Origin of the sequence: Vibrio sp. V19_P1S1T109, assembly GCF_002241375.1 — a bacterium.
In the GTDB taxonomy this organism is placed as follows: Bacteria; Pseudomonadota; Gammaproteobacteria; order Enterobacterales; family Vibrionaceae; genus Vibrio; species Vibrio anguillarum.
The window spans coordinates 1-9478 of sequence record NZ_NDIM01000102.1 but is presented as its reverse complement, the minus strand read 5'-3'; the positions used below and the strand labels follow the sequence as shown (position 1 = coordinate 9478).

7 protein-coding genes are annotated in these 9478 nt (G+C 43.0%); all 7 read left to right on the top strand.

The annotated features are described in order from the left end of the window. Positions 1-1564 (top strand): ATP-binding protein (locus B9J87_RS04865; RefSeq protein ID WP_141201539.1); only part of this gene is annotated, 1564 nt, incomplete at its 5' end. After that, positions 1561-3339, top strand: coding sequence for an EAL domain-containing protein (locus B9J87_RS04860; RefSeq protein WP_094149580.1), 1779 nt, complete (start codon positions 1561-1563; stop codon positions 3337-3339). The genes B9J87_RS04865 and B9J87_RS04860, both read left to right, overlap by 4 nt. 522 nt (positions 3340-3861) lie before the next feature. Beyond that, on the top strand, positions 3862-5493 hold the full coding sequence (locus tag B9J87_RS04855; protein WP_141201538.1) for an ABC transporter substrate-binding protein: 1632 nt from the start codon (positions 3862-3864) through the stop codon (positions 5491-5493). 118 nt (positions 5494-5611) lie between these two features. Further along, a complete protein-coding gene (oppB, locus tag B9J87_RS04850) occupies positions 5612-6532 on the top strand; it encodes an oligopeptide ABC transporter permease OppB (RefSeq protein WP_013856495.1) in 921 nt (306 codons plus the stop codon). A gap of 15 nt (positions 6533-6547) precedes the next feature. Continuing rightward, a complete protein-coding gene (gene oppC, locus B9J87_RS04845) occupies positions 6548-7450 on the top strand; it encodes an oligopeptide ABC transporter permease OppC (protein ID WP_026028150.1) in 903 nt (300 codons plus the stop codon). Positions 7451-7472: 22 nt separating this feature from the next. Then, positions 7473-8444 carry an ABC transporter ATP-binding protein gene (locus tag B9J87_RS04840; protein ID WP_094145609.1) on the top strand — a complete coding sequence of 324 codons (972 nt, stop codon included), beginning with the start codon at positions 7473-7475 and terminating at the stop codon, positions 8442-8444. After that, a complete protein-coding gene (gene oppF, locus B9J87_RS04835; protein WP_010319732.1) occupies positions 8441-9433 on the top strand; it encodes a murein tripeptide/oligopeptide ABC transporter ATP binding protein OppF in 993 nt (330 codons plus the stop codon). Before B9J87_RS04840 ends, oppF begins: the two co-directional genes overlap by 4 nt. The last annotated feature ends 45 nt before the right edge of the window (positions 9434-9478 follow it).

The window sequence follows — 9478 nt, the reverse complement described above, 5'->3', positions numbered from 1 at the left end:
GCTTAGAACGCCAATTGCGGCCATGCTAGGGTTGATGGAGATTTTATCAACTCGAATTAAAAACGATGAGAGCCGTTTGCTATTGACGAATGCAATTCGTTCTGCCGAGAGAATTAAGCACCATGTCCATGAGATTTTAGATTTTTCAAAAATGGAAGCTCAGCAATTACAATTAGATATACGCCAACATAATATTTTAGAAGAGTTATGTCCCACTATTAGAAGCTTTGAAGCGAGTGCTAAGTTGAAAGGCGTTGAGTTTGTTGTTGATTGGGTGCCGACAGCTATTATTTACGCAAAGTTTGATGCATTACGCTTAAATCAGGTTCTTACCAATGTATTAGCCAATGCTGTTAAATTCACTACGGCAGGTACGGTTTCCATCCATGTTAAATTGACGGAAGAACAGATAGTCTTTGCCGTAAAAGATACGGGGTGCGGAATGAATGAAGCGCACTTGGATTCGTTATTTAAGCCATTTATGCAAGCGGATAAAACCATTACTCGCCAATATGGCGGTACTGGGCTTGGTATGTCAATAGTATCGAATTTAGTCAATCTAATGGATGGTCATATCACGGTTTCCAGTACGCTGAATGAGGGGACTCAAGTAACGATAGTGCTTCCCATTTGTGGTGAGCCGCTGTCTGAACCGTTGAGTCAACGTAACTACCGTTGCACTAATGAACGCATTATCGAGTGGTTGAAGTGTTGGCAAGTTTCGGTGAGTCAAGGTGGTGTATCCTTGGTCGATTTTGACGCGATAATGACCAAAAAACATCTCTATCCTGACCTGCTTATTGATAAGATAAAAGATAGTGAGCAAGTGCTGGTTCAACCAAAAAAAATGAAACTTTGCGGGCATGTTTTGGTGGTTGATGATGACGCTATTAACCGTTTGTTATTAAAAAAACAGCTGCATGAACTTGGTGTACAAGCAACCATCGTTGGTGATGGAGAAGAGGCATGCCATCTTTTACAAAGCGAAGACAGCCAGTTTGATTTACTACTAACAGATTGCCATATGCCTAAAATGGATGGTTTCGCTTTAGCAAGATTTGTTAAAAATTATATTCCGCAAGAGAGATATAAGGTGGTTATCGGTTGTACGGCAGAAGATTCACGGTTGATCGCAGAGAAGGCTTACCAGTCTGGTATGGAACACGTGTTGTATAAACCCTACTCGTTGGCGTCGCTGTATACTATGTTGAGTGGTTATCTTTCTATGTATCCTTTAGTAAATGTTGACTCAAAAAGCTGGCTTGAGAGCTTTTTACCGAGTGAAAAAAGTGAAATTGCTTCTGTTGTGGCAGAATCTTTAGCGGCCGAGGTCGATAGACTCGAAAAGCATGATTCTGATTACAAAATGATAGCCCATCGTGTTAAAGGCTCTGCCGGAGCGCTTCAACTGGATTATCTCGCGAGTCTTGCGGTTAGCTTGGAGCGCGAATTAGAACCACAAGCTGTTGTATCTGCAAAACAACGACTGGTAATGGAAATGAAAATCGTGATTACACAAGCACAAGAATGGTTAGATAAACAGCAACGAGTAGATGACGAATGAACATTTTGATTGTCGAAGATGATCGAATTCAAGCCACGAGTTTGAAACTGAAACTCAGACAACTTGGATTGAATAATGTCGATATTGCAGCAAATGGACACCAAGCGTTGGCTTTATGCTTGCGCAAAGAGATATCGCTGGTTTTTTGTGATATTCATATGCCGGAAATGGACGGAGTTACGCTTTTGTCGATGCTTGGGGATAAACATCCTTCACTCGGAATTATTATATTGAGTGCTGTTGACGATGCCGTGTTAGACCTTACTTATAACATGTGCTGTTTAGCGAGCTTTAATTTTGTCGATGTTTTACGAAAACCCTATTCTATTGAGCAACTTGAAACCGTGATTCATGCGTTTCATGTGAAGTGTGAACAACAGGCCGCAAGCATTACGCCTATCTCATTAGGGTACAAAGAGATAGAAACAGCATTCAGTGAAGATTGGTTATTCAATTACTATCAACCTCAGTTTGATTTTAAAACGGGTGCCATGGTTGGAGTCGAGGCACTTGTCCGACTCGATCACCCAGTTCATGGTGTATTAAGCCCTGCGCATTTTCTGCCTCTTATTGAAGAGCTGAATTTGATGGATAAGCTGTTTTTAATTGTTTTGGATAAAGCATTATCGGCTTTAGGCAGTTTGTCAGCCGATCTCCAGTTATCAATCAATATCTCCCAGAGTAATTTACAACAGCTGATCTGTGACCCTATTCTTACTCTCTGTCACAAATACGCGTTTCCCACTGATAAACTCACGCTCGAGCTGACGGAAGATCATGTCTATAACGGTACGACAGCATCACTGGCTAATCTTGCACGTTTAAGAATGCATGGTGTTGGTTTATCCATTGATGATTTTGGCACAGGCTACGCCTCTCTAAGTCAGCTTTCGAAATTACCCTTTACAGAACTTAAAGTAGATCAAAGCTTTGTCCGCGATCTCTCCACCAATTATAAAAACCAGCAACTCACCAACATGTGCTTATTGCTAGCGCAATCCTTAGGCTTGCATTGTGTTGTCGAAGGTGTGGAGGACGAAGATACTTGGCAATATTTACGTCATTTAGGCGTGGATACTTGTCAAGGTTATTATTCGGCGATGCCGATGCCGATTGGCGATCTCGCTGAACTGTATAGCAAAAATATCAGCAAGCAGCTAAGCCACCAAAGTATCGAAGATGGTGTGTATTGCTTATTAGTTGGAGAAAATTCGACTAGCGCTAATGCCCTAAGAAAAATGTTGATGAGAGAAAAGCGCGTTACGCAGGTGGTCGTTGCCAGTGATCTCGCTTGCGCTGTAAAGAGATTGCGTGATTTACCTTTTAATTTAGTGGTTGTGGATAGCTACTGCAGTAAAGACGCTAGTTTGCAGTTGCATCAGCATATTGAATCGATGAATTTTAAGGGAAGACTTATTTTTCTCAATGAATATCATGAAGCAATATCTGCAGAACTTTCACATGCGCGCCACATTGTGAAATCAGCTGCATTGACTGACACCATTCAGAGCATAATGGGGGAGGTTGGGCGAACAGTTAATTTTCAACCTAGTTTTCGACTCAATGAAAGACTATCCAGCAGAGAGTTGAGTGTGGCAAATTTGTTGATTCAAGGTTTGACCAATAAGCAGATAGCTAATCAACTGGATATTAATCAGAAAACAGTCAGTACTTACAAAGCGAGAATTCAAAGTAAATTGGGCATTCGTTCGGCCATGGAGCTGATTCGTTACATTGAGCTCGATCATCTTAGTGCCAGTTTGAGCATCGCGTAAACTGAATGTCGATTTGCGTAAGCATTAGATTACACTTTTCGGTGAAAGTGTTTATTTATTATTACCAATCAACACGTTGTTAATTTATTGTTAATCAATTTTAGTGACACTCTTCACGGATTTTATTTTTAGATGGCAGGATTATCCCTTTAAGTTAGATCTAACGTAACTAAGATGTTAAAAAAAGGCTGATTTTCCAGTGAAACGTGCTGAAAATGTACTCAACACTAGATGATTTAGCACTATGGTCTGACCAGATAGCGCTTGGTAACTTTAATTCACTGAGTTTGAGTTAATTGTTGGGCTATTTATCTATTCCATTAGGTAAACCATGGAATTATGCATTTTTTTGCTACGATTTTATGGCAAATTACTTCAATGGTTGCTAATGTGTGCCGCTATCCTTAGGAGTTTTTAGATTTTTCTGCTTAGTTTTTGCGCTAAATAAATCTAAAGTTCTAGCGATGCTAGAGAGCTCTCAAGGAAGTCATGGATGCAAAAATAAAAACTTGGAGTTTATGCATGTATAAAAATAAAATCACCCAAGCCCTTCTTCTAGGGGCGGGTATGGCAGTGGCTGCTACTTCTACTTTTTCTCTCGCGGCTGATGTTCCAGCCGGCACTAAATTGGCCAAAGTTCAGGAGCTCGTTCGTGGTAACGGTACTGAAGTCGCCACACTCGATCCTCACAAATCCCAAGGTGTTCCTGAGTCGCATGTAATTCGTGACTTATTGGAAGGGCTTGTGAACCAAGACGCGGATGGTAAAACCATTCCTGGTGTCGCAGAAAGCTGGGAAACCGCAGACAACAAAACCTTTATTTTCCATTTGCGCAAAAATGCAAAATGGTCAAATGGTGATCCTGTCACGGCTGGTGATTTTGTTTTCAGCTTCCAGCGCGCCGTCGACCCTGTAACGGCTTCTCCTTACTCTTGGTATATGGAATATACCAAGATGAAAAATGCAAAAGAGATTATTGCAGGAACGAAAGACAAAAGTGAACTTGGCGTTAAAGCTAAAGATGACCATACACTCGTTGTTGAACTTGAAGATGCTGTGCCTTATTTCGTCATGATGATGGGCCACACAACCGTGAAACCAGTCCATAAAGCGACGGTTGAAAAGTTTGGTGACCAATGGACCAAGCCTGAGCATTTTGTTGGCAACGGTGCCTACGTTGTTGATCAATGGGTTGTCAATGAGCGTTTAGTATTAAAACGTAACGAGCAATATTGGGACAATGACAAAACAGTCATTAACAAAGTCACCTTCTTGCCCATAGAAAACCAAGTATCAGAAATGAACCGTTTCCTAGCAGGTGAAATCGATATCTCTTATGAATTACCCACCGAGCACTTCAAGCGTCTGAAGAAAGAACACCCGGAATCAGTATCGATCCAGGGTAACTTGTGTACTTATTACTATCTGTTCAATACCAAAAAGGCACCATTTGACGACGTTCGCGTGCGTAAAGCGATTTCTTACGCTATCGACCGTAACATTGTGAGTGATGCGATTTTAGGTCAAGGCCAAAAACCAGCTTATTTCTTAACACCTGAAATTACGGCAGGCTTTAATCCTCAAATGCCAGCATATGGCAAGATGACGCAAAAAGAGCGCGATGCAGAAGCGGCAAAATTGTTGGCTGAAGCGGGCTTTAATAAAGACAACCCTCTGAAATTCAGCCTCCTCTACAATACATCGGAAAACCACAAGAAAATCGCTGTAGCACTGGGTTCTATGTGGAAAAAAACGCTCGGTATTAATGTCGTATTAGAGAACCAAGAGTGGAAAACCTATCTAGATTCTAAAGATCAAGGTAACTTTGAAGTGGCACGTGCTGGTTGGTGTGGTGACTATAATGAAGCGTCTTCATTCCTAACCTTAATGGTGAGCAATAACACCACGGGTGGTTTGCACTACCAAAGCGCTGAATACGATGCAATTATTGATAAAGCGTTAAAATCAACCTCTGAAGAGGAGCGCACTAAGCTATATCTGGATGCTGAAAAACTATTAACCAAAGATATGCCGATTGCCCCTATCTATCAGTATGTTAAATCTCGTTTATTATCTCCTAATGTAGGCGGCTTCCCGATGAATAACGCGGAAGAGAAGATCTACTCAAAAGATCTTTATATCACAGCAAAGTAAGTCCACTTACGCTGATAAAAATATAACGACTTAGACACTGCATGTAGCTATCTTCAGATAGTAATTTACATGCAGCGTCTTTCTAATTTTCATTGTCACAGACTGAAAGAGTGAGTTTATGCTTAAATTCATCGCAAAAAGGATATTGGAAGCGATACCAACCATGTTGGTGTTGATCACAGTATCTTTCTTTCTCATGCGTTTCGCTCCGGGTAACCCATTCTCAAGCGAGCGTCCTTTACCACCGGAAGTGATGGCCAATATTGAGGCTAAATATGGCTTAGACAAACCCGTCTCTGAGCAATACTTCACCTACTTGACCAATATTTTGCAAGGTGATTTTGGCCCATCATTCAAATACCAAGATTATACGGTGAATGAATTGATCGCCGTTGCCTTGCCTGTCTCGGCAAAAGTCGGCTTTATCGCTTTTATTTTTACTGTTATCGCGGGTGTTTCCATCGGTACGATTGCCGCATTAAAACACAACACTTGGATTGACTACACCATCATGTCGACGGCAATGATTGGCGTGGTGATGCCGTCGTTTGTTCTCGCCCCAGCTTTAATTTATCTCTTCTCCTTGCATTGGAAAATATTCCCGGCTGGTGGTTGGTTAGATGGAAGTTTCCAATATTTAGTGCTGCCAGTGCTGGGTATGTCGATGCTCTATATTGCCACTTTTGCCCGTATCACCCGTGGCTCAATGATAGAAACACTCAACAGTAACTTTATTCGCACGGCACGCGCGAAAGGATTGAGTTATCCCTATATCGTTGTTAACCATGCTTTGAAGCCTGCTTTACTGCCTGTTGTGTCGTACATGGGGCCTGCGTTTGTCGGTATTATTACGGGGTCTGTGGTGATTGAAACGATTTTCGGTCTACCGGGTATCGGTAAGCTGTTTGTTAACGCTGCATTTAATCGCGATTACTCATTGGTGATGGGTGTAACCATTTTAATTGGTTTCCTATTTATTCTTTTCAACGCCATTGTTGATATTTTGCTTGCGGTCATTGACCCGAAAATTCGCTACTAACAGGGACGTATGGTTATGTTAACGAAAAGAGAAAACCTAGCCGCGGTTGAGAAGTTTTCTGAAAACTTAGAAATAGCTGGCCGCAGCTTATGGCAAGATGCGCGAATTCGCTTTATGCGTAACAGAGCGGCAATGGTCAGCTTGTGTATTTTGACGATGATGACCCTTGCGGTGATCGTACTACCGATGATGGCCCCGTATACCTATGACAATACGGACTGGTATTCAATGCACGTTGGGCCCAATGCGGATCATTGGTTCGGCACTGATAGCCTTGGGCGTGATTTGTATGTGCGTACCTTAGTTGGTGGGCGAATTTCACTGATGGTTGGCGTAATGGGCGCGTTGGTTGCTGTTCTGATCGGCACACTTTATGGTGCGGCGTCGGGCTTCATTGGCGGTAAAGTAGACCGCATTATGATGCGTATTTTGGAGATTCTATACGCTGTTCCTTTCATGTTCCTTGTGATTGTGTTGGTCACGTTTTTTGGCCGCAATATCGTACTTATCTTCGTCGCTATCGGTGCAATTGCATGGCTTGATATGGCGCGAATTGTGCGTGGCCAAACCTTGAGCCTACGCAGCAAAGAGTTTATTGAAGCGGCGCATGTGTGTGGCGTCAGCAACTGGAAAATTATTACACGTCATATTGTGCCAAACGTGTTGGGTATTGTAGCGGTCTATTCGACGCTGTTGATCCCAAGTATGATTTTGACAGAGTCATTTTTATCTTTCCTTGGTCTTGGTGTTCAAGAGCCGATGACAAGCTGGGGAGCACTTCTACAAGAAGGTTCACAAACAATGGAAGTCGCTATTTGGCAACTTGCTTTTCCAGCCGCGTTCATGGTGGTCACCCTGTTTTGCTTTAACTATGTCGGTGATGGTCTGCGCGATGCGCTTGATCCTAAAGACCGATAATTAAAAGATTAAGGAAGCAATAATGAGCTTATTAGATGTCAAAGATCTGCGGGTCGAATTTACCACTCAAGATGGTATTGTCACTGCTGTTAACGATTTAACTTTTTCACTGGAGCAAGGCGAAACCCTCGGTATCGTAGGGGAGTCTGGCTCTGGTAAATCGCAAACCGTGTTCGCTATTATGGGCCTACTTGCCAAAAACGGTATTATCACGGGCAGCGCAAAATTTGAAGGGAAAGAGATCCTCAATTTGCCAGAAAAAGCCTTGAACAAAGTGCGTGCTGAACAAATTGCGATGATCTTCCAAGACCCAATGACGTCACTGAATCCTTATATGAAGGTCAGCGATCAGTTGATGGAAGTGCTGATGCTGCACAAAGGAATGAGCAAGTCGGCTGCGTTTGAAGAGTCGGTACGTATGCTAGAGGCGGTTAAAATCCCCGAAGCGCGTAAGCGAATTACCATGTATCCGCATGAGTTTTCTGGCGGTATGCGTCAACGCGTTATGATTGCAATGGCGTTGTTATGCCGGCCTAAGTTACTGATTGCCGATGAGCCCACCACCGCATTGGACGTAACGGTGCAAGCCCAAATTATGGATTTGTTAAATGAACTCAAAAGCGAATTCAATACCGCCATTATCATGATCACCCATGATCTGGGTGTGGTTGCGGGTTCATGTGACAAAGTATTGGTAATGTATGCTGGGCGTACGATGGAATATGGCTCTGTGGATGAAATTTTCTACAACCCGAGTCACCCTTACGCTGAAGGTTTATTAAAAGCCATTCCTCGTTTGGATACGGAAGGTGAAATATTACCAACAATTCCTGGAAACCCACCTAACTTGCTACGATTGCCACCGGGTTGCCCTTATCAAGAGCGCTGCCACCGAGTGACAGAACGCTGTAAACGTGAAGCACCTATTTTATTGCCATTTGCCGATGGTCGCCAACGTGCCTGTTTTTCTGATTGGGAGGCTTGGGTTAAATGAGCGAACAAAAACCATTATTATTGGATGTAAAGAACCTCAAAGTTCACTTCAACATTGCCTCTAAATCCGCGTGGCCGTGGTCTAAACCATCCAACCTAAAAGCCGTAGATGGCGTTAATGTGCGCCTATATGAGGGTGAAACTCTCGGTGTAGTAGGCGAATCAGGTTGCGGAAAGTCTACTTTTGCGCGAGCGATCATTGGTTTAGTCGAAGCCACCGAGGGTGAAGTGGTGTGGCTAGGAAATGATTTGACGAAAATGCATGAGGTTGAGCGTCGCAAAACCCGTAAGCAAATTCAGATGATTTTCCAAGACCCACTGGCGTCATTGAACCCAAGAATGTCGGTTGGCGATATTATTGCAGAGCCACTTCAAACCTTTTATCCAGAACTTTCGAAGCAAGAAGTGAAGGATCGTGTAAAAGAGATGATGACAAAAGTCGGTTTATTGCCGAACGTCATTAACCGCTATCCCCATGAATTCTCTGGTGGTCAGTGTCAACGTATTGGTATTGCCCGTGCGCTCATTTTAAAACCGAAAATGATCATCTGTGATGAGCCAGTTTCTGCTTTGGATGTTTCAATCCAAGCGCAGGTGGTTAACCTGCTCAAAGAGCTGCAAAATGAGCTTGGTTTAAGTTTGGTTTTTATTGCCCATGATTTATCGGTAGTGAAACACATCTCTGATCGTGTACTCGTGATGTATTTAGGCAATGCGGTCGAGCTTGGCACCTCTGAGGCGTTGTTTGCGAATCCATCACACCCTTACACCAAAGCTTTGATGTCGGCTGTGCCAATTCCAGATCCGAAACTGGAGCGTGCTAAGAAAATTCAGATGCTAGAAGGGGATTTACCCTCGCCAATCAACCCGCCTTCTGGATGTGTTTTCCGTACCCGCTGTCCTCAAGCGACGGAAATTTGCGCACAGCAAAAACCGCAGATTAAAGGTAGTGATGAACATGCTGTGTCTTGTTTGCATGTCGAGCTCTAAATTTAGCCTGTGACAGGCTTAAGCGCGACGCATTTCTGGGTCGCG

Bases quoted from the DNA above. Each gene is read 5' to 3' on its own strand.
- B9J87_RS04860 (WP_094149580.1), top strand. From the start codon at position 1,561: ATGAACATTTTGATTGTCGAAGATGATCGAATTCAAGCCACGAGTTTG.
- B9J87_RS04855 (WP_141201538.1), top strand. From the start codon at position 3,862: ATGTATAAAAATAAAATCACCCAAGCCCTTCTTCTAGGGGCGGGTATG.
- oppB (WP_013856495.1), top strand. From the start codon at position 5,612: ATGCTTAAATTCATCGCAAAAAGGATATTGGAAGCGATACCAACCATG.
- oppC (WP_026028150.1), top strand. From the start codon at position 6,548: ATGTTAACGAAAAGAGAAAACCTAGCCGCGGTTGAGAAGTTTTCTGAA.
- B9J87_RS04840 (WP_094145609.1), top strand. From the start codon at position 7,473: ATGAGCTTATTAGATGTCAAAGATCTGCGGGTCGAATTTACCACTCAA.
- oppF (WP_010319732.1), top strand. From the start codon at position 8,441: ATGAGCGAACAAAAACCATTATTATTGGATGTAAAGAACCTCAAAGTT.